The sequence below is a fragment of the [Mycobacterium] fortunisiensis genome (genome assembly GCF_019050325.1).
GTDB lineage: Bacteria > Actinomycetota > Actinomycetes > Mycobacteriales > Mycobacteriaceae > Mycobacterium > Mycobacterium fortunisiensis.
Genome location: NZ_VOMB01000023.1, coordinates 221,253 through 239,172, shown reverse-complemented (window position 1 = coordinate 239,172; position 17,920 = coordinate 221,253). Strand labels below are relative to the sequence as shown.

Annotated in this window: 17 protein-coding genes; 9 read left to right on the top strand and 8 right to left on the bottom strand. The window is 67.8% G+C overall.

Going from position 1 to position 17,920, the window contains the following annotated elements:
* Positions 1-9: 9 nt before the first annotated feature.
* The 3 genes from FR943_RS21460 to FR943_RS21450 are packed head-to-tail and all read right to left on the bottom strand — an operon-like array spanning position 10 to position 3,540.
* The gene (locus FR943_RS21460; protein WP_372448204.1) at positions 10-1,710 is read right to left on the bottom strand and encodes an alpha/beta hydrolase; all 1,701 of its coding nucleotides are present in this window, start codon (positions 1,708-1,710) and stop codon (positions 10-12) included.
* 9 nt (positions 1,711-1,719) lie between these two features.
* A complete protein-coding gene (locus FR943_RS21455) occupies positions 1,720-2,496 on the bottom strand; it encodes an enoyl-CoA hydratase (protein WP_217160281.1) in 777 nt (258 codons plus the stop codon).
* 9 nt (positions 2,497-2,505) lie between these two features.
* On the bottom strand, positions 2,506-3,540 hold the full coding sequence (locus FR943_RS21450; protein ID WP_217160280.1) for an enoyl-CoA hydratase/isomerase family protein: 1,035 nt from the start codon (positions 3,538-3,540) through the stop codon (positions 2,506-2,508).
* Positions 3,541-3,715: 175 nt separating this feature from the next.
* Between FR943_RS21450 and FR943_RS21445 the strand changes: the two genes are divergently transcribed.
* The gene (locus FR943_RS21445) at positions 3,716-4,564 is read left to right on the top strand and encodes a Bax inhibitor-1/YccA family protein (protein ID WP_217160279.1); all 849 of its coding nucleotides are present in this window, start codon (positions 3,716-3,718) and stop codon (positions 4,562-4,564) included.
* 119 nt (positions 4,565-4,683) lie between these two features.
* Here the strand turns inward: FR943_RS21445 and FR943_RS21440 are convergent, their stop codons facing one another.
* On the bottom strand, positions 4,684-5,901 hold the full coding sequence (locus FR943_RS21440) for an acetyl-CoA C-acetyltransferase (protein ID WP_217160278.1): 1,218 nt from the start codon (positions 5,899-5,901) through the stop codon (positions 4,684-4,686).
* Between the two features lie 44 nt (positions 5,902-5,945).
* Positions 5,946-6,887: an SGNH/GDSL hydrolase family protein gene (locus tag FR943_RS21435; protein WP_217160277.1), complete on the bottom strand. Its 942-nt coding sequence runs from the start codon at positions 6,885-6,887 to the stop codon at positions 5,946-5,948.
* A gap of 193 nt (positions 6,888-7,080) precedes the next feature.
* Here FR943_RS21435 and FR943_RS21430 point away from each other — a divergent pair, with 193 nt between their 5' ends.
* From FR943_RS21430 to FR943_RS21410, 5 genes are all read left to right on the top strand, one after another.
* The gene (locus tag FR943_RS21430; RefSeq protein WP_217160276.1) at positions 7,081-8,118 is read left to right on the top strand and encodes an alpha/beta hydrolase; all 1,038 of its coding nucleotides are present in this window, start codon (positions 7,081-7,083) and stop codon (positions 8,116-8,118) included.
* A gap of 29 nt (positions 8,119-8,147) precedes the next feature.
* Positions 8,148-9,554, top strand: coding sequence for a cystathionine beta-synthase (locus FR943_RS21425; RefSeq protein WP_217160275.1), 1,407 nt, complete (start codon positions 8,148-8,150; stop codon positions 9,552-9,554).
* A 225-nt stretch (positions 9,555-9,779) separates the two neighbouring features.
* Positions 9,780-10,814, top strand: coding sequence for a DUF2189 domain-containing protein (locus FR943_RS21420; protein ID WP_217160274.1), 1,035 nt, complete (start codon positions 9,780-9,782; stop codon positions 10,812-10,814).
* A 96-nt stretch (positions 10,815-10,910) separates the two neighbouring features.
* The gene (locus FR943_RS21415; protein ID WP_217160273.1) at positions 10,911-11,645 is read left to right on the top strand and encodes an Rv1078 family RDD domain-containing protein; all 735 of its coding nucleotides are present in this window, start codon (positions 10,911-10,913) and stop codon (positions 11,643-11,645) included.
* Between the two features lie 12 nt (positions 11,646-11,657).
* Positions 11,658-12,815, top strand: a complete 1,158-nt coding sequence (locus FR943_RS21410) for a cystathionine gamma-synthase (protein ID WP_217160272.1) — start codon at positions 11,658-11,660, stop codon at positions 12,813-12,815.
* Positions 12,816-12,828: 13 nt separating this feature from the next.
* Here FR943_RS21410 and FR943_RS21405 read toward each other — a convergent pair whose 3' ends face one another.
* The 3 genes from FR943_RS21405 to FR943_RS21395 form a co-directional block, all read right to left on the bottom strand.
* Entirely contained in the window at positions 12,829-13,500 is a 672-nt protein-coding gene (locus FR943_RS21405; RefSeq protein WP_217160271.1) for a GOLPH3/VPS74 family protein, read from the bottom strand.
* A 36-nt stretch (positions 13,501-13,536) separates the two neighbouring features.
* Positions 13,537-14,031, bottom strand: coding sequence for a transcription elongation factor GreA (gene greA / locus FR943_RS21400; RefSeq protein WP_019346394.1), 495 nt, complete (start codon positions 14,029-14,031; stop codon positions 13,537-13,539).
* Between the two features lie 238 nt (positions 14,032-14,269).
* Positions 14,270-14,692, bottom strand: coding sequence for a DUF4307 domain-containing protein (locus FR943_RS21395; RefSeq protein ID WP_217160270.1), 423 nt, complete (start codon positions 14,690-14,692; stop codon positions 14,270-14,272).
* 115 nt (positions 14,693-14,807) lie between these two features.
* Between FR943_RS21395 and mca the strand changes: the two genes are divergently transcribed.
* Genes mca through FR943_RS21380 form a run of 3 tightly spaced genes read left to right on the top strand, consistent with a single transcriptional unit; the run spans position 14,808 to position 17,918 of the window.
* The gene (gene mca, locus FR943_RS21390; protein ID WP_217160269.1) at positions 14,808-15,674 is read left to right on the top strand and encodes a mycothiol conjugate amidase Mca; all 867 of its coding nucleotides are present in this window, start codon (positions 14,808-14,810) and stop codon (positions 15,672-15,674) included.
* Positions 15,671-15,952: a hypothetical protein gene (locus FR943_RS21385; RefSeq protein WP_217160268.1), complete on the top strand. Its 282-nt coding sequence runs from the start codon at positions 15,671-15,673 to the stop codon at positions 15,950-15,952. Before mca ends, FR943_RS21385 begins: the two co-directional genes overlap by 4 nt.
* Positions 15,933-17,918 (top strand): thioredoxin domain-containing protein, encoded by a 1,986-nt coding sequence (locus FR943_RS21380; RefSeq protein ID WP_217160267.1) that lies wholly within the window; start codon positions 15,933-15,935, stop codon positions 17,916-17,918. Before FR943_RS21385 ends, FR943_RS21380 begins: the two co-directional genes overlap by 20 nt.
* The last annotated feature ends 2 nt before the right edge of the window (positions 17,919-17,920 follow it).

The window sequence follows — 17,920 nt, the reverse complement described above, 5'->3', positions numbered from 1 at the left end:
GACTGGCGGTCAGGCGTTTTCGTTGCTGGACAGCAGGGGACGCAGCTTCTCGGTCTTGTCCGGCGTCCAGCCCGGAGGCTGCATGATCGCGGCCCACGCATTGGCCACGTCCTTGACGAACACGTGGCCGTGCCCGTCGGGCACCTCCACCGCTACCGCCATATCGGCCGACATCTGCAGGAACGTCACCACCGGGATCCACTCCATCCGTCGTGACACGTCGTACCCGCGCGGTTCACGCAACCAATCCGGTTTGGTGAACAGCAGATCCGGCGTCCACCACGAAATCGGGTCCGACGCGTGCTGCAGATACACCACCCGCGGATGGCCCCACGCGGCATCGGGCCGATCCAGATTCGTTGCCTGGGCGCTGAATCGGACATTCTGGCCGTCGTCGTAGATCGGCAACCACTGCGGCGATCCGGCGTCACGCTCACGGGTCAGCGTGGTCCAGATCGTGTTCTTGAACGTCGGCCCGGAGAACAGCGCGCCGTCGGTGCGGGCGATCAGGTTGTTCAACGCCAGGAACGGCGCCTCGCCGCCGAACGAACCCAAGCTCTCGCCGAACACCACGAGCTTGGGCCGCTTGCCCTCCGGCCTGGCCCGCACCCGCGCGTCGACCGCCTCGAACAAGGCCTGCCCGGCCTGGCGGGCGTTCTCCTGGTCCACCAGGAACGACAACCAACTCGGCAGGAACGAGTACTGCATCGACACGATCGCGGTGTTGCCGTTGTACATGTATTCCAGGGCCGAGGCCTCGGCCTCGTTGATCCAGCCGGTGCCCGTGGTGGTGGCCACCGCGACCACCGCACGGTCCAACCCGCCGGTGCGCTCGAGCTCGCGGGCGGCCAGCTCGGCGGTCGCCTTGATGCCGTCGGCCGAATTCAGCCCGGCGTAGGCCCGAATCGGTTCGACCGCGGGTTCGCCGTTGAACCGGGTGAGTGCCGCCACCGAAGGCCCGGCCGAGACGAACACCCGGCCCTGATGCCCCAACGACTCCCAATCGGCCAGCGATTGCGGGCCACCCGAACGGAATTCCGATGTGGGGGCCGCGAAGTCGGGGTTGGTCTCGTCGTTGACCGAGGCGAACGTGTTGTTGATCGTGCGCATGGCCACCCGCACCACCACACCGTTGAGCAGCGCGATGCTCAACGCCAGCAACAGCGACACCGCCACCACAGCCGAAACCCTCGGTGGCAGAAAGCGATCCAGCCGCAGATCCAGGAAACGCACCAATTTTCGGGTCAACTGGCCGATCTCGACCAGGACGAACAGCACCACGACCGAGAGCACCGCGGTCAGCGGGTGGTCCCAGAACTTCAGCCGCGGCACTCCCATGAAGTCACGGATCTCGTCCTGCCAGATGTGGAAGTAGACGATCATCAAGATCTGGCCGACGATCCCGACGCCCACCAAAGTCAGCCAGGCCCAGCGCGGCGCCTTCGGGCTGGTGTCCTTCGACCGCATGAAACGCACCAGCCACACCGCGAACACGCCGAGCCCGTAGCCGACCGCCCCCGCGCCGCCGCTGACCAGGCCCTGGAACAGCGGGCCCCGGGGCAGCAGCGACGGCGTCAACGACAGCCAGATGAACACCAACCCCGCCGCAGTGCCGCAGAACGTGTAGTGGCGGGCCCACCACATGGGCTTGCCCGCGTCGTCCGGCGGGGCCTCGGAATTCTCGGCTTCGGTTGCGGCGGTGTCGGTCACCCGTCGACCTTAACGATGGGTGAAGTTCGCGGCGCGCTTCTCGGAGAACGCCGCCATGCCTTCCTTCTGGTCAGCGGTGGCGAACGCCGAGTGGAACAGCCTGCGCTCGTACAGCAATCCCTCGGCCAGCGTGGATTCGAAGGCGCGGTTCACCGCTTCCTTGGCCATCCGCGAGGCCGACAGCGACATGCCGGCGATGGTGCCGGCCACTGCCAACGCCTCGTCGATCAGGGAATCGGCGGGCACCAGTCGGGAGACCAGGCCGGCGCGTTCGGCTTCGGTGGCGTCGATGGTGCGGCCGGTGAGGATCAGGTCCATGGCCTTGGCCTTGCCGATCGCGCGGGTCAACCGCTGCGAGCCACCCATGCCGGGCAGCACGCCGAGCTTGATCTCGGGCTGACCGAACTTCGCGTTGTCCGCGGCGATCAGGATGTCGCACATCATCGCCAACTCGCAGCCGCCGCCCAGGGCGTACCCGGCCACCGCGGCGATCGTGGGGGTGCGGGTGGCCGCGAACTTCGACCACAGCTCGAAGAAGTCGGCCTCGTAGACCTCGGCGAAGGACAGCTCGGCCATCTCCTTGATGTCGGCCCCCGCGGCGAACGCCTTTTCGTTACCGGTGACGATGATGGCGCCGACACTCGGATCGCGGTCGAGTTCGGCTGCGGCCGTGGTCACTTCGGTCATCACCTGGCTGTTGAGCGCGTTGAGCGCCTTGGGCCGGTTCAGTTGGATGGTGGCGACGCGGTCGGTGCGGGTCACCAGGATGGTCTCGAACTCGCTCATGTGTGCTCCTCAGAACGTCAGGTCAGGGTCGGCCGGAACGAAATACGCGTCGACGTCGGCGGCGGTCACTTCCGCGATCGACGCCGGGGACCATTGCGGGTTGCGGTCCTTGTCGACCAACTGTGCTCGAATGCCCTCGACGAAATCATGTGACTTCAGTGATGCGCACGAGGTCCGGTACTCCTGGCGCAGCACGTCTTCCAGTGTGTCGAGCTTGGCCGCGCGGCGCACCGCTTCCAGTGTGACCGCCAGCGAGACGGGGGAGCGGGTCTCGATCAGGTTGGCGGCATCCCGGGCCGCTTGCTCGTCATGCCCCCGTAGGGCAGCGACGATGTCGGCCACGGTGTCACCGGCATAGCACTCGTCGATCCAGCCCTGCTGTTCCTGCAGGCCGCCGGCCGGCGGGTCGACGGCGTAGACGGCCAACGCATTCTCGACGCCGTCGGCGACGATCGCCTCGGTGAAGTCGGCCAACTTGTCGTGCGGCACATAGTGGTCGGCGAAGCCCATCGCGATCGCGTCGGCTCCGGTGAACGGGGCGCCGGTGAGCGCGGCGTGCAGCCCGAGCGCGCCGGGCGTGCGGGACAACAGATAGGTGCCACCGACGTCGGGGATGAAGCCGATACCGACCTCGGGCATCGCCATCTTGGTGGTGTCGGTGGCCACCCGGACGCTGCCGTGGGCTGCCACTCCGACACCGCCGCCCATGACGATGCCGTCCATCAGCGCCACATACGGCTTCGGGTAGCTGCCGATATAGGCGTTGAGCAGGTATTCGTCGTACCAGAACCGGCGGGCGTCGGCGCCGCCGGCTTTCGCGCTGTGATAGAGCGCGACGACGTCGCCGCCTGCGCACAGGCCGCGTTCACCGGCGCCGGTCAGCAGCACGGTGTGGATCGCGTCGTCGTTCTCCCAGGCGTGCAGCGCCGTGGACATGCCGGCGACCATGGCGTCGTTGAGCGAGTTGATCGCCTTGGGCCGGTTCAGGGTGAGGATCCCGACGCCGTTGCGGACACTTACTAGGACGTCCTCGTTTTCTGTCACAGAATGCAATCTAGTTCGGCCTCCCGAGGGCCGTGCGCTACGGGTAGGGTTTGCCTCAAGATCGAACCTGGACGTTTCCTGAGAGTCTTCTGGAGCCGACGGGAACCACGCCGCAACATTGATCGTTGAGCTAGTAGTTCGTACTCGAACACATCTCATAGGAGAGGAACCGACGGTGCGCGAAACCAGCAACCCGGTATTCCGCAGCCTGCCGAAGACGCAGGGCGGATACGCACAATTTGGTACCGGAGCCGCCGGCTTCGGTGCACAGCAGGTGCATGCGCAGCCCTACGCGCAGGAGTACCTGGAGCAGCCGCAGACCGGCGTTTCTCGTCCACTGACCATCGACGACGTCGTCACCAAGACCGGCATCACCCTGGCCGTCCTGTCGGCCGTCGCGGTGGTGTCCTACTTCCTGGTGGCCGGCAACATGTCGCTGGCCATGCCGTTCACGATGATCGGCGGCCTCGGCGGTCTGGCCCTGGTCCTGGTGGCCACCTTCGGCCGTAAGCAGGACAGCCCGGCCATCGTGCTGAGCTACGCAGCGCTGGAAGGCCTGTTCCTCGGCGCGGTGTCGTTCATCATCGCCAACGTCGCCTCGGTCGGCGGGGCCGGCATGATCGCGCAGGCGATCGTCGGCACCATGGGCGTCTTCTTCGGCATGCTCGTGGTCTACAAGACCGGCGCCATCCGCGTGACACCGAAGTTCACCCGGATGATCGTGGCCGGCCTGTTCGGTGTGCTGGCCCTGATGCTGCTCAACTTCGTGCTGGCGATCTTCGGCGTGGGCGGCGGTGCCGGCCTGGGCCTGCGGGACGGCGGCATGTTGGCGATCGGCTTCTCGCTGCTGTGCATCGGCCTGGCGGCGTTCAGCTTCCTGATCGACTTCGACGCCGCCGACCAGATGGTCCGCGCCGGTGCGCCGGAGAAGGCCGCATGGGGCATCGCCCTGGGCCTGACCGTGACCCTGGTCTGGCTGTACATCGAGATTCTGCGGTTGCTGTCGTACTTCAACAGCGAGTAGCAACCCTGCCCCGAGAAAGGCGTCCGCGATTGCGGGCGCCTTTTTCTTTTGCGTTGAGTCTGCGGTGAGGACGCGGGTTACTCGTACTTTTGCGCCCTCACCGCAGAGTCAACGGCACATCAGGAGAGGCGCTCCACCACCATCGCCATACCCTGCCCGCCACCGACACACATGGTCTCGATGCCGAAGGTCTTGTCGTGGGTCTGCAGGTTGTTCAGCAGCGTGGCGGTGATCCGGGCACCGGTCATGCCGAACGGGTGGCCCAGCGCGATCGCGCCGCCGGAGACGTTCAGCTTGTCCTCGTCCATGCCCAGCGCCCGGGCCGAGCCGAGCACCTGCACCGCGAATGCCTCGTTGATCTCGTACAGGTCGATGTCGCCGATGCTCATCTTGGCCTGCGCCAGCGCCTTCTTGACGGCCTCGATCGGGCCCAGGCCCATGATCTCCGGTGACAGGCCGGACACACCGGTCGACACGACCCGGGCCAGCGGGGTCAGGCCCAGCTCCTTGGCCCGCACATCGCTCATCACCACGAGTGCGGCGGCGCCGTCGTTCAGCGGGCAGGCGTTGCCGGCGGTGATGGTGCCGTTGGGCCGGAACACCGGCTTGAGCTGGCTGATCTTCTCGTAGGTGGTGCCGGCGCGGGGGCCGTCATCGGTGGACACCACGGTGCCGTCGGGCAGCGTCACCGGAACGATCTCACGCTCGAAGAAGCCGCTCTTGATGGCTTCCTCGGCCTTGTTCTGCGACCGCACGCCCCAGTGGTCCTGGTCCTCCCGGCTGATGCCGGTGTGCAGCGCGACGTTCTCGGCGGTCTGGCCCATGGCGATGTAGACGTCGGGCAGCAGGCCGTCCTCGCGCGGGTCGTGCCACTCCTCGGCGCCCTCGGCGGCCTTGGTCGAGCGGGCCATGGCGTCGGCGTACAGCGGGTTCTTGGTGTCGGGCCAGCCGTCGGCGTTGCCGCTGGCGAAGTTCGACACGGTCTCCACCCCGGCGGAGATGAACGCGTGGCCCTCACCGGCCTTGATGGCGTGGAAGGCCATCCGGGTGCTCTGCAAGGACGACGAGCAGTAGCGGTTGACGGTGGTGCCCGGCAGGAAGTCGTAGCCCAGCTGCACCGCGACGGTGCGGCCGATGTTGAAGCCCGACATGCCGCCGGGCTGACCACAACCCATGATCAGGTCGTCGATGTCGCGCGGATCCAGCGCGGGCACCTTGTCCAGGACGGCCTTGACCATCTGGGCGGCCAGGTCATCGGGCCGCATGCTGACCAGCGATCCCTTGTTTGCCCGGCCGATCGGCGAGCGGGCGGTGGCGACGATAACGGCTTCAGGCATGACGGCTCCTGCTCATCGGTGGCTTGGAAAACTCAGCTGTGAAACTAACCCGCGGGCACCACCACGGGCGCGGGCACCCCGGTCGAGCGGCGCCACAGCCTGCTCACGCCGCCCAGCCGGGACAGCCAGTCCGATCCGTCGGCGGCGCCGGATTCCAGCGCTGCGTCGCCGTCCCATTCGCCCAGGGCGCCGCACAACGCCGGGAGCAACTGCTTGGCGGCCAGGGCATAGCCGGCGGCCGACGGATGGAACATGTCCTCGGAGAACAGCAGGTCAGGGGCTTTGTAGAAGTCGGGGGCCAGTAGGTCCGAGAAGGGTACCGGCACCCCGCCGGCAGCGCGGACCGCGGCGGCCTGGGCGCGGGCCAGCCGCAGACCGCGGCGGCGGGTGTAGGCCCGCAACGGCTGGGGGATGGCGGTGACCACCCCGAAATCCGGACAGGTGCCGACCACGACGACGGCCCCCGCCGAGCGCAGCCGGCGCACCGCGGCGCCGAGGCGGCGGGCCGACGGGCCGATGCCGTTGGGCTTGGTGATGTCGTTGGCGCCGATCATGATCACCGCGGCGTCCGGCGCCGGGCCCGCCACGAACATGGCGTCGATCTGACCGGACAGCCCCTTGGAGGTGGCGCCGACAATGGCCTTGGTGCTCAACCGGATTCGCTGGCCGAACTGCTCGGCCACCCCGCGCGCGATCAACACCCCCGGCACCTCGTCGGCGACCCGGCAGCCGTATCCGGTGGCCGTGGAGTCGCCGAAGATCATCAGGTGCACGTCGAACGGGACCCCGCGTTCCCACTTCTGCACGGGGCCACCGCCGGGGAGATAGACACCGTCGGCACGGGGCGGGATGTCCCAGGATTTCGGGATGACCTGACGGGCCTTGTCAGCCTGCCCGGTCAGCAGGTTGCGTGCTCCGATATAGCCCGTAGACGCCAGCGTCGCCACAGCGGCGAGGGCGACGGTCGACCGACGCGATGTGCCCACAGCGTCAGTTTAGGACGGGTGTGGCGGGTTCTCCGCGTGGCGGAACATCGATGGCGATCACGGTGCTGTATCAAGTCCGGTATCAATTCAGTTTATTTGACTGTTGAACTGTTTACAGATGTCAAGCTAAGTTACCCGGGTTGTCTAGTGACGAAGCTCACCTAGCACTACAAAGACGTAGGAAGTGGTGACAATGACCGCACCGAGCAAGGTAACCAGGTCGCATTACGCTGGCATAAGCCCAGCTAGACCCCATCGCGGGGGTAGGTTCCCGGTCAGTGACGGCGCGCCCGTCGAGGTGGTCGAGGACGGACCGAGCCTGGCCGGCCGATTGGCTTCGCTGGCAGCGATGCTGACAATCAAACCGACCTTGGCGATCGGTAGCCGTGCGCCGCATTTGCCGTGGCCTTTCGGCCTCGTCAATTTCGCTGCTCGGCTGCTGCGCCCGGCGCCCGGCACCATCAAGGCCACCATCGCGCTGCCGAACTGCACCGCGCAGCTGGTGCGGGCCGACGGGGTGCTCCCCGCCGACGGGAAGCGCAGCGTAATCCTGTACCTGCACGGCGGCGCGTTCCTGACCTGTGGGGCCAACACGCACTCCGGCATCGTGACCGCATTGTCGGGATACGCCGACAGCCCGGTGCTGGTGGTCGATTACCGGATGGTCCCCAAACACTCGGTGGGTACCGCCCTGGAGGACTGTTACGACGCCTACCGGTGGCTGCGGTTGACCGGCTACCGGCCGGACCAGATCGTGCTGGCCGGTGACTCCGCCGGCGGGTACCTGTCGCTGGCCCTGGCCGAGCGGCTGCTCGAGGACGGTGAGCTGCCCGCCGCCCTGGTGACGATGTCGCCGCTGTTCGAGATCGACAACGAGACCCGGGCCAACCACCCGAACATCCACTCCGACGCGATGTTCCCGGCCCGGGCGTTCGACGCCCTCGTCGAGCTCGTCGAGGCCGCCGCCAAGCGCCAGGGCGAGGACGTCTACGAGCCGCTCGATCACATCGAGCCCGGCCTGCCGCGGACCCTGATCCATGCCTCGGGCTCAGAGGTTCTGCTCAGCGATGCGCGAAAAGCCGCGCACATGCTGGCCGCGGCGGGAGTCCCGGTGGAACTGCGCATCTGGCCCGGTCAGATGCACGTCTTCCAGCTCGCCTCGCCGCTGGTGTCCGAAGCCAGGCGCTCGCTGCGCCAGATCGGCGAATACATTCGCGAGGCCACCTGGTAGCCCGCCTCCGGGCCTGAGACCATTGACGTATGCGCATCGCCAGCCACGTCAGTGAGCTCATCGGCAACACCCCGTTGGTTCAGCTCAACTCAGTGGTCCCCGAAGGGTCGGGCCGGGTTCTGGCCAAGATCGAATACCTGAACCCCGGCGGCAGCTCCAAGGACCGCATCGCCGCCAAGATGATCGAGGCCGCCGAGGCCAGCGGTGAACTCAAGCCCGGCGGCACCATCGTCGAACCGACCTCGGGCAACACCGGCGTCGGCCTGGCCCTGGTGGCTCAAACGCGTGGCTACAAGTGCATCTTCGTCTGCCCCGACAAGGTCAGCGAGGACAAGCAGAACGTGTTGCGCGCCTATGGGGCCGAGGTCGTGGTGTGCCCGACGGCCGTCCCGCCGGATCATCCCGACAGCTACTACAGCGTCTCCAACCGGCTGGTCACCGAGATCGACGGCGCCTGGAAACCCGACCAGTACTCCAACCCGATGGGACCGGAGAGCCACTACGAGACGACGGGCCCCGAGATCTGGGCCGACACCGACGGCACGGTGACGCACTTCGTGGCCGGCGTCGGCACCGGCGGCACCATCACCGGCACCGGCCGCTACCTCAAGGAGGTCTCGGCCGGCCGCGACCAGGGCCCCGTGAAGATCGTCGGCGCCGATCCGGAGGGGTCGGTGTACTCCGGCGGTACCGGCCGGCCGTACCTGGTGGAAGGCGTCGGCGAGGACTTCTGGCCGTCGGCCTACGACCCCGCGGTCCCCGACGAGATCATCGCCGTCTCCGACGCCGATTCCTTCGACATGACCCGGCGGTTGGCCCGCGAAGAGGCGCTGCTGGTCGGTGGCTCCTGTGGGATGGCCGTCGTCGCCGCGATCGAGGTGGCGAAGAAGGCCGGCCCCGACTCGGTCGTGGTGGTGCTGCTGCCCGACGGGGGACGCGGTTACCTCTCGAAGATCTTCAACGACGCCTGGATGTCGTCGTACGGCTTCCTGCGCAATCGGCTCGACGGTTCGGTCGAGGAGGCGACGGTGGGCGACGTGCTGCGCGGAAAGTCCGGGGCGCTACCGGATCTGGTGCACACCCACCCCTCCGAGACGGTGCGCGACGCGATCGGCATCCTGCGCGAATACGGTGTCTCGCAGATGCCGGTGGTCGGTGCCGAACCGCCCGTGATGGCCGGCGAGGTGGCCGGCAGCGTATCCGAGCGGGAGTTGCTGTCCGCGGTGTTCGAGGGCCGGGCGAAGCTGGCCGACGCGGTGGCCGATCACATGAGCCCGCCGCTGCCGCTGATCGGGGCGGGGGAGCTGGTCTCCACCGCGGCCAAGGCGCTGCGCGAATGCGATGCGGTGATGGTGGTGGAAGAAGGCAAACCCGTCGGCGTGATCACCCGGCACGACCTTCTGGGATTCCTGTCCGACGGCAGCGGCCGGCACTGAGGTACCGGCTCTCCTCGAGGCGCAGTCAGCAAACTCGGCCATGATCGCCACCGGCGGTGGCGGCCGCTCTTCATCACCCCCGGCCAACCCGGCCGTGTTGTGCCGCCAAAGCCGGTTGACGGTGCGTAATCTGCCTGTGGAGCAGTCTCGCACCTACATCCAGGTGCCGGCAGAAAGTAGCGTCCGCTCGCGGAGCGCTACCGGCAGATGAGGAGAGCTTTCGACGTGACCGATCAACCGCCGCCCGGGAACTACCCGCCGCCGCCCGAGGGCGGATATCCGCCCCCGCCGCCACCTCAGCAGGGCGGCTTCCCGCCGCCGCCCCCCGAAGGCGGGTATCCGCCGCCGCCTCCGCCCGGGGGTTATCCGCCGCCACCGCAAGGCAGTGGCTACCCGCCGTCGCCTCCGCCCGGAGGCTATCCGCCCCCGCCGCCTGCGCCGCAGGGCGGCGGTTACCCGCCTCCGCCCCCACCGCAGGGTGGTGGTTACCCGCCGCCGGGCGCCTACCCACCGCCCGGGGCGTACCCGGCGGGCTACCCGCAGGCCGGTGGCGCGGGATACGGCGCGGCACCGTACAACTTCGGTGACGCCTTCTCCTGGGCATGGAACAAGTTCACGAAGAACTGGGTTCCGCTGGTGGTCTCGACATTGATCTACGGCGTGATCATCGGTGTGCTCTGGGGCATCGTGTACGGCCTGGCGACGGCGTTGGCCCCCAGCAGCGAAGCCTCCTACGACGACTACGGGGTTTCGGCGAGTGTCGAATTCGGCGCCGCCAGCATGCTGGTCTTCTTCGTCGGGCTGCTGGTCTTCCTGGTGGTGGGCGGAGCGATCGCGTCGGCCTACCTCAACGGTCTGCTGGACATCGCCAACGGCACCCCGGTCACGATCGGCTCGTTCTTCCGGCCCCGCAACGTCGGAAGCTTCATCATCGCCAGCCTGATCGTCGGGATTCTCTTCTCGATCGGGTCGCTGTGCTTCATCGGTGGTCTGGTCGTGGGCGTCTTCACGTTCTTCGTCTTCCCGGCCTTGCTAGATCGCAACCTCTCGCCGTTCGAAGCCATCGCGGCCAGTTTCAATGTCGTGAAGGACAACTTCGGCTCGGTGCTCCTGACGTTCCTGGTGGTCTACGTGATGATCATGATCGCGTCCGTGCTCTGCGGTATCGGTCTGCTCGTGGCCGCACCGTTGGCCGAGCTCGTGGTCGTCTACACCTGGCGCCGGCTCACCAATGGCCCGGTGGCAGCGCTGACTCAGTAGGACCGCAGGCCCCGTCGTACCGACGACGCAACGCCCACGGCGCGAACGGCAGAAATGCTGCGCCGTGGGCGTTGTGCTGCGTGACATCATGTGCAGATGACTGCGCCACCACCGCCCGGCATGCCGGGGTACGGCCCTGGATACGGCCCGGGCCCCAACACCTTCGGACCCGGCCCCTACGCCGGGCCGGCCGCACCGTACCCACCGGGCTCGCCCTACCCACCGGCCCAGCCGGCTCCGTACTCAGCGCCGCATCCTGCGACTTACCCGTCGCCGCAAGGGTTTTACGGTCCGCCCGGGCCGAACCCCAACGCCTACACCCCGTGGATCGACCGGGTCCTGGCGTCGGTGATCGACCAGATTCCGATCGTCGTGATCTTCTTCGTCGGCTACGGCATCCTGATGGCGACCATGGTGAGTGCCGCTTCGAGCCGAGACGCGGGCGAGGAAATGTCCGGGCCCGTCGCCGCACTGGTGCTGCTGATGTCCTTCGCGATGTTCGTGGCCGCGATCGCCTACCCGGCGTGGAACTACGGCTACCGGCAGGGCACCACCGGCCAGAGCATCGGCAAGAAGGTGATGAAGTTCAAGGTGGTCAGCGAAAAGACCGGCCAACCCATCGGGTTCGGCCTGTCGCTGCTGCGCCAGATCGCCCACATCCTCGACGGCTTCCTCTACATCGGGTACCTGATGCCGCTGTGGGATGCCAAACGGCAGACCATCGCCGACAAGTTGATGACCACGGTGTGCCTTCCGGCGCCCGTCCCGGCTCCGGTCCCGGGCGCCGGTCCGCCGACCGCTGCCGGCCCGTATCCGTACCCGCCCCGATAGGCTCGTCACGTTATGAGTGAACAGCGCAGGTGGCACGGTCTGGCCACAAAAGCCATCCACGCCGGTTACCAACCCGACCCGGGCACCGGAGCCGTCAACACCCCGATCTATGCCAGCTCGACCTTCGCCCAGGACGGCGTCGGCGGGCTGCGCGGCGGGTTCGAGTACGCCCGCACCGGGAACCCCACCCGGCAGGCACTGGAGGCGGCGCTGGCCGCGGTCGAGGAGGCCGCCTACGGGCGGGCCTTCGCCTCGGGCATGGCCGCCACCGACTGTGCGCTGCGCGCGGTGCTGCGGCCCGGCGACCACGTGGTGATTCCCGACGACGCCTACGGCGGCACCTTCCGGCTCATCGACAAGGTGTTCTCGCAGTGGAACGTCACGCACACCCCGGTGCCGCTGAGCGACCTGGATGCGGTGCGTTCGGCGCTCACCCCGCGCACCCGGCTGATCTGGGTGGAGACGCCCACCAACCCGCTGCTGAGCGTGGCCGACATCGCCGCGATCGTCCAGATCGCCTCGTCAGCAGGGGTAAAGGTGTTGGTGGACAACACCTTTGCCTCGCCGGCCCTGCAGCAGCCGCTGTTGCTCGGGGCCGACATCGTGCTGCACTCGACCACCAAGTACATCGGTGGGCACTCGGATGTGGTGGGCGGTGCGCTGCTGACCAACGACGAGGAGCTCGACGCGGCGTTCGCGTTCCTGCAGAACGGTGCCGGCGCGGTGCCCGGCCCGTTCGACGCGTACCTGACCATGCGTGGCCTCAAGACGCTGGTGCTGCGGATGCGGCAGCACAGCGAAAACGCCGCCCTGATCGCCGAATTCCTCGACGGGCACCCCGCGGTCGAGACCGTGCTCTACCCCGGCCTTGCCGACCATCCCAACCACGAGGTGGCGGCGCGGCAGATGTCGGGATTCGGCGGCATGGTGAGCCTGCGGCTGCGGGGCGGACCCCGCGCCGCACGTGACTTGTGTGCGCGCACAGAGCTTTTCATCCTCGCCGAGTCGCTGGGCGGGGTGGAATCGTTGATCGAGTATCCGGGTGCGATGACGCACGCGTCCACCGCGGGGTCCCAACTTGAGGTGCCCGACGATCTGGTGCGGCTGTCGGTGGGCATCGAGCATGCCGCCGATCTGCTGGCCGACCTGGAGCAGGCCCTGGCCACCTAGCGCCGAGCAGACGCTAGGCCATCAGGGCCAGCCGCAGCGCCGACGTCGTCACTGCCAGATTCATCTCCGGCAGCGCCGACGCGGTCTCGTCCACCCAACCGCCCGTGGCGATCTCGGTGGCCCGGGCATGCACCCAGCGCCAACCCCGATCATTGAGGCTCAGCACGGCGCCCAGGCCGTCGACGGCGTGCAACAGGCAGATGATCGCGGCGATGGCCGGCACCGGGGTGTGCCCGTCGAACAGTGCCGCCAGCAGTGCGGCCCTGGCCTGGCTGACCCGTTCCCGGTCGGTCAGCGGCCAGCAGTACACCGTCCGGCCGGGAAATCCCTTGCCGGGCATCCGGACTCTGCGGATCTGCCCGATACGTTCGAGATGGGTTTCCAGGTCGGATTGCACCCGCCGGCTCAGCTTGGCCAGTGCGGTTTCGGCCTGCAGCGGCCGACGCTGCAGGAGTTCCAACGCGGCGCTGCCCACCTCGTCGACGGGCCAACCGCCGGCCAGCGCGACCAGGTGGCCGGCCTCGATGGGCTCACCGGCCATCGCCGGACGGATGCGGCACGCGTACGCCAGATCCAGCAGTACCGCCGCGCTGAGGACTTTTTCCCGGCGACGACGATCCAATCCGGGTTGCGCCGCAGCGTTGTCCAGCAACAGCAGGAAAAGGTCTTCGGCGATTTGCGCCATTTCCCCGACTGTAGTGCGTCGCCCCCGGGCCGACCGTCAGGCGTGGTAGGGCTCGGCGCTGACCAGGGTGACCTTGACGGTGTTGCCGTTGGGCACGGTGTAGGTGCGCGACTCGCCGACCTTGGCGTCGATCAGGGCACTGCCCAGCGGCGAATTGGGGGAGTAGACCTCGAGCTTGCCGTCGCTGATGCCCTCCTGGCGGGTGGCGATCAGGAATGTCTCGGTGTCCTTCTTGTCGTCGTCGTAGTACACCTTGACGACCGAACCGGGCAGCGCCACACCGGACTGCTTGGGGGCCTCGCCCACCTTGGCGTTGTTGAGCAGCTCCTGGAGCTGACGGATCCGCGCCTCCTGCTGGCCCTGCTCCTCACGGGCGGCGTGGTAGCCACCGTTCTCCCGGAGGTCACCCTCTTCGCGACGGTCGTTGATCTCGGCGGCGATCACCGGCCGGTTGGCGATCAGCTGATCCAGCTCCGCCTTCAACCGGTCGAATGCCTCCTGAGTGAGCCAGGTGACCTGTGTGTCGGTCATGTTCTCGCGCTCCTGTCTATAGTGCTCTCGCGGCGCTCCCACGCCTTTTGGCATGCAAAGTCCGTCGTTTCCGGGCCGGGGGCAGGCACGTGTATTGCCGCGGGCGTCAGCACCTATTCGAGTGCTAATGCAGCAATACACGGCCCCAGCGAGGAACCGTGTATCGCACAATCGTACCACCGAGCGGTCGACGAATCTTCATGTAATTGCTGTTCGGCGTTTGTTGCGCGCGCCAGAATCAAGGCGCTACCAGGTAGGACGGCACATCCGTGCCGCACCCGTAAACGTCGCCGATGACGGGCGGCCGGCTGGATTTCACCTCGGTGGTCACCTGCACCACGCGCTGATCGGACGGAGCGACCAGGATCTCGCGGCGTCCGGTCTCGCTGCCGTCGATCGAGCGGGCCCGCACGATGCACACCACCGGCTGCGACGGGTCGGGCCGGGTCACCCCGATCGTCACCGACACGGTCTGGTTGTCGACGAGCTCGTAGGCCGAGAGCTCGCCTTTCACCTCGCCGGTGCCCAACCGTTGGAAGGCCACGACGGCAAGGATCACACCGGCCGCGATCACCAGGCCGACCAGCGTAAACGTGATCCAGCGCCGGGTCCGCCGAGACATTTGGCGGGATCCGTAGCGGGCGGAGGGGCGTTCGATCATCAGAACTGGAACTATAGGGCGAGACAAGTTGCCCACCGCAGCCCAGGACCGGGTTCGCAGCGTGGGCATGACCGAGGGCATAGGCAAGAGGACACCGTAGTTAGATGAAAGTGAAATGAGTGAACTGCGGTTGATGGCGGTGCACGCCCACCCGGACGACGAGTCCAGCAAGGGGGCGGCGACCACCGCGCGCTATGCGGCCGAAGGTGTGCGCGTCATGGTCGTGACGCTGACCGGTGGTGAGCGCGGCGACATCCTCAACCCGGCCATGGACCTGCCCGAGGTGCACGGCCGGATCCATGAAGTGCGTCGCGACGAAATGGCCAAGGCGGCCGAGATCCTGGGCGTCGAGCACCACTGGCTGGGGTTCGTCGACTCGGGACTGCCCGAAGGCGACCCGATGCCCCCGCTGCCGGAGGATTCCTTCGCCCTCGTCCCGCTCGTCGAGCCGGTCAGCCGGCTGGTGCAGGTGATCCGGGAATTCCAGCCGCACGTGCTGACCACCTACGACGAGAACGGCGGCTACCCGCACCCCGATCACATCCGCTGCCACGAGGTGTCGGTGGCGGCCTACGAGGCGGCGGCCGACCACCTGCTGTTCCCGGAAGCGGGGGCGCCGTGGAGCGTGTCGAAGCTGTACTACACCCACGGCTTCCTGCGGCAGCGCATGCAGCTGCTGCAGGACGAGTTCGCCAAGAACGGTCAGACCGGACCCTTCGGCAAATGGCTGAAGCACTGGGACCCCGCCCATGACATATTCGCCAAGCGGGTCACCACCCGTGTTGAATGCTCGAAGTACTTCAGTCAACGTGACGACGCGCTGCGCGCCCATGCCACCCAGATCGATCCGGAAGGTGACTTCTTCCAGGCGCCGATCGAGTGGCAGCAGCGGCTCTGGCCGACTGAGGAGTTCGAGTTGGCGCGGTCGCGCGTGCCGGTGAACCTGCCGGAAGACGACCTGTTCACCGGGATTGAGAGATGATCGACACTTTGACCGCAGTGATCACACTGCTCGCCGACGAACCGCGAAATACCGGACCGGAATTCGGTAAGGCGACCCCGCTCGGTCTGTTGATCACGGTGGCGCTGCTGGTCGGAACTTTCGCCCTGGTCTGGTCGATGAACCGGCACCTGCGCAAGCTGCCCGAGTCCTTCGACCGTGAGCACCCCGAGCCCGACCAGGCCGCCGACGAAGGTACCGTCGACATCGAACCCACCCCCGACCCCGAGGGGCAGCCCCGTGAGCCCGGTAGCGGGTAACACACTCGGCGGGTCCACGAGCCCGTACCTGCGCCAGCACGCCGACAACCCGGTGCACTGGCGCGAATGGACGCCGGAGGCGCTTGCCGAAGCTGCCGAACGCGACGTTCCCATCCTGCTGTCCATCGGATATGCGGCGTGCCACTGGTGCCATGTGATGGCGCACGAATCGTTCGAGTCCGAGGACGTCGCCGCCGTGGCCAATGCCGGATTCGTCTGCATCAAGGTCGACCGGGAGGAACGGCCCGACCTGGATGCGGTGTACATGAACGCCACCGTGGCCCTGACCGGGCAGGGCGGCTGGCCGATGACGTGCTTCCTGACGCCCGACGGCCGGCCGTTCTTCTGCGGCACGTACTACCCGAAACTCGGATTCCTGCAATTGCTGCATGCGGTCGCCGAAACCTGGCGGGACCGGCGCGACGAAGTCGAGCAGGCCTCCGAGCAGATCGCCACCGAGCTGCGCTCGATATCGGCCGGCCTGCCCGGAGGCGGTGCACCGGTGGGCCCGGAGCTGTGTGACCACGCGGTGGCCGCGGTGCTGAAGGACGAAGACGAGGCCTCCGGAGGTTTTGGCGGCGCACCCAAGTTCCCGCCCTCGGCGCTGCTGGAAGGCCTGCTGCGGCACCACGAACGCACCGGATCGTCACCGGCGCTGCAGTCTGTGCAGCGGACGTGTGCGGCGATGGCCCGCGGCGGCATCTACGACCAGCTGGCCGGCGGATTCGCCCGCTACAGCGTCGACCCGCACTGGGTGGTGCCCCACTTCGAGAAGATGCTCTACGACAATGCCCTGCTGCTGCGGGTCTATGCGCATCTGGCCCGGCGCACCGGAGATATGTTGGCGCGCAAGGTTACTCAGGAGACCGCCGCGTTCATCATCTCGGATCTCGGGGCCGGCGGCATGTTCACCTCGTCGCTGGACGCCGACGCCGGTGGTAGTGAAGGACTGACCTACGTGTGGACACGCCCAGAACTGCGCTCGGTGCTGGGCGCGGATGACGGGGATTGGGCGGCTTCGCTTTTCGGTGTGACCGAGGGCGGCACGTTCGACCACGGGGCGTCGGTGCTGCAACTGCGCCGCGATCCGGAGGACGGGGCGCGCTTCGAATCGGTACGCGCGGCACTGCTGACGGCCCGTGCGTCGCGTCCTCAGCCGGCCCGCGACGACAAGGTGGTGACCGCCTGGAACGGGCTGGCCATCACCGCCCTGGCCGAAGCGTCGGTGGCGCTGGATCAGCCCGAATTCCTCTCTGCGGCAGTCGAATGCGCGCGAGGACTGCTGGATCTGCACGTGCTGGACGGGCGGCTGCGTCGGGCCGGCCTCGGCGGCCGGGTGGGGGACAGCGCGGCGATCCTGGAGGACCATGGCGCGCTGGCCACCGCACTGCTGACGCTGTATCAGCTGACCGGGTTCGGGCTGGACGAGGCGGTCGGCCTGTTGGATGTCGCGCTGGAACACTTCGCCGACCCCGATCAGCCGGGCCGCTGGTTCGACACCGCCGACGACGCCGAGAAACTCATGGTGCGCCCGGCCGACCCGATCGACGGCGCGACACCGTCGGGCGCATCGCTGATCGCCGAGGCGCTGCAACTGGGCGGACACCTGACCGGCTCACAACGCTATCTGGCTGCGGCACAGGCGACTTTGTCCTCGGCCACCCCGATCCTGGCGCGTGCGTCGCGCTCGGGCGGGCACTGGCTCGCGGTGGCCGAGGCGGCCGTGCAGGGGCCGATCCAGGTCGCCGTCGCAGGGGATCCGTCGTCGCCGCTGTTGGCCGCCGCGCGCCGGCTGGCCCCCGGCGGGGCACTGGTCATCGGGGGCGGAGTCGATTCCACCGAGCTGCTCAACGGACGTGACCGGGTGGACGGCGCCGACGCCGCCTACGTCTGCCGCGGCACCGTCTGCGACCTGCCGGTGACGACCGTCGGGGAACTGTCTGCCGCGCTGCGGGCGGCCGTGTAGCG

What these genes read in the sequence shown, in the direction of transcription:
- FR943_RS21455 (WP_217160281.1), bottom strand. Translation starts at nt 2,496, where the DNA reads ATGAGCGAGTTCGAGACCATCCTGGTGACCCGCACCGACCGCGTCGCC.
- FR943_RS21440 (WP_217160278.1), bottom strand. Translation starts at nt 5,901, where the DNA reads ATGCCTGAAGCCGTTATCGTCGCCACCGCCCGCTCGCCGATCGGCCGG.
- FR943_RS21430 (WP_217160276.1), top strand. Translation starts at nt 7,081, where the DNA reads ATGACCGCACCGAGCAAGGTAACCAGGTCGCATTACGCTGGCATAAGC.
- FR943_RS21425 (WP_217160275.1), top strand. Translation starts at nt 8,148, where the DNA reads ATGCGCATCGCCAGCCACGTCAGTGAGCTCATCGGCAACACCCCGTTG.
- FR943_RS21415 (WP_217160273.1), top strand. Translation starts at nt 10,911, where the DNA reads ATGACTGCGCCACCACCGCCCGGCATGCCGGGGTACGGCCCTGGATAC.
- FR943_RS21410 (WP_217160272.1), top strand. Translation starts at nt 11,658, where the DNA reads ATGAGTGAACAGCGCAGGTGGCACGGTCTGGCCACAAAAGCCATCCAC.
- FR943_RS21405 (WP_217160271.1), bottom strand. Translation starts at nt 13,500, where the DNA reads ATGGCGCAAATCGCCGAAGACCTTTTCCTGCTGTTGCTGGACAACGCT.
- greA (WP_019346394.1), bottom strand. Translation starts at nt 14,031, where the DNA reads ATGACCGACACACAGGTCACCTGGCTCACTCAGGAGGCATTCGACCGG.
- FR943_RS21395 (WP_217160270.1), bottom strand. Translation starts at nt 14,692, where the DNA reads ATGATCGAACGCCCCTCCGCCCGCTACGGATCCCGCCAAATGTCTCGG.
- mca (WP_217160269.1), top strand. Translation starts at nt 14,808, where the DNA reads ATGAGTGAACTGCGGTTGATGGCGGTGCACGCCCACCCGGACGACGAG.
- FR943_RS21385 (WP_217160268.1), top strand. Translation starts at nt 15,671, where the DNA reads ATGATCGACACTTTGACCGCAGTGATCACACTGCTCGCCGACGAACCG.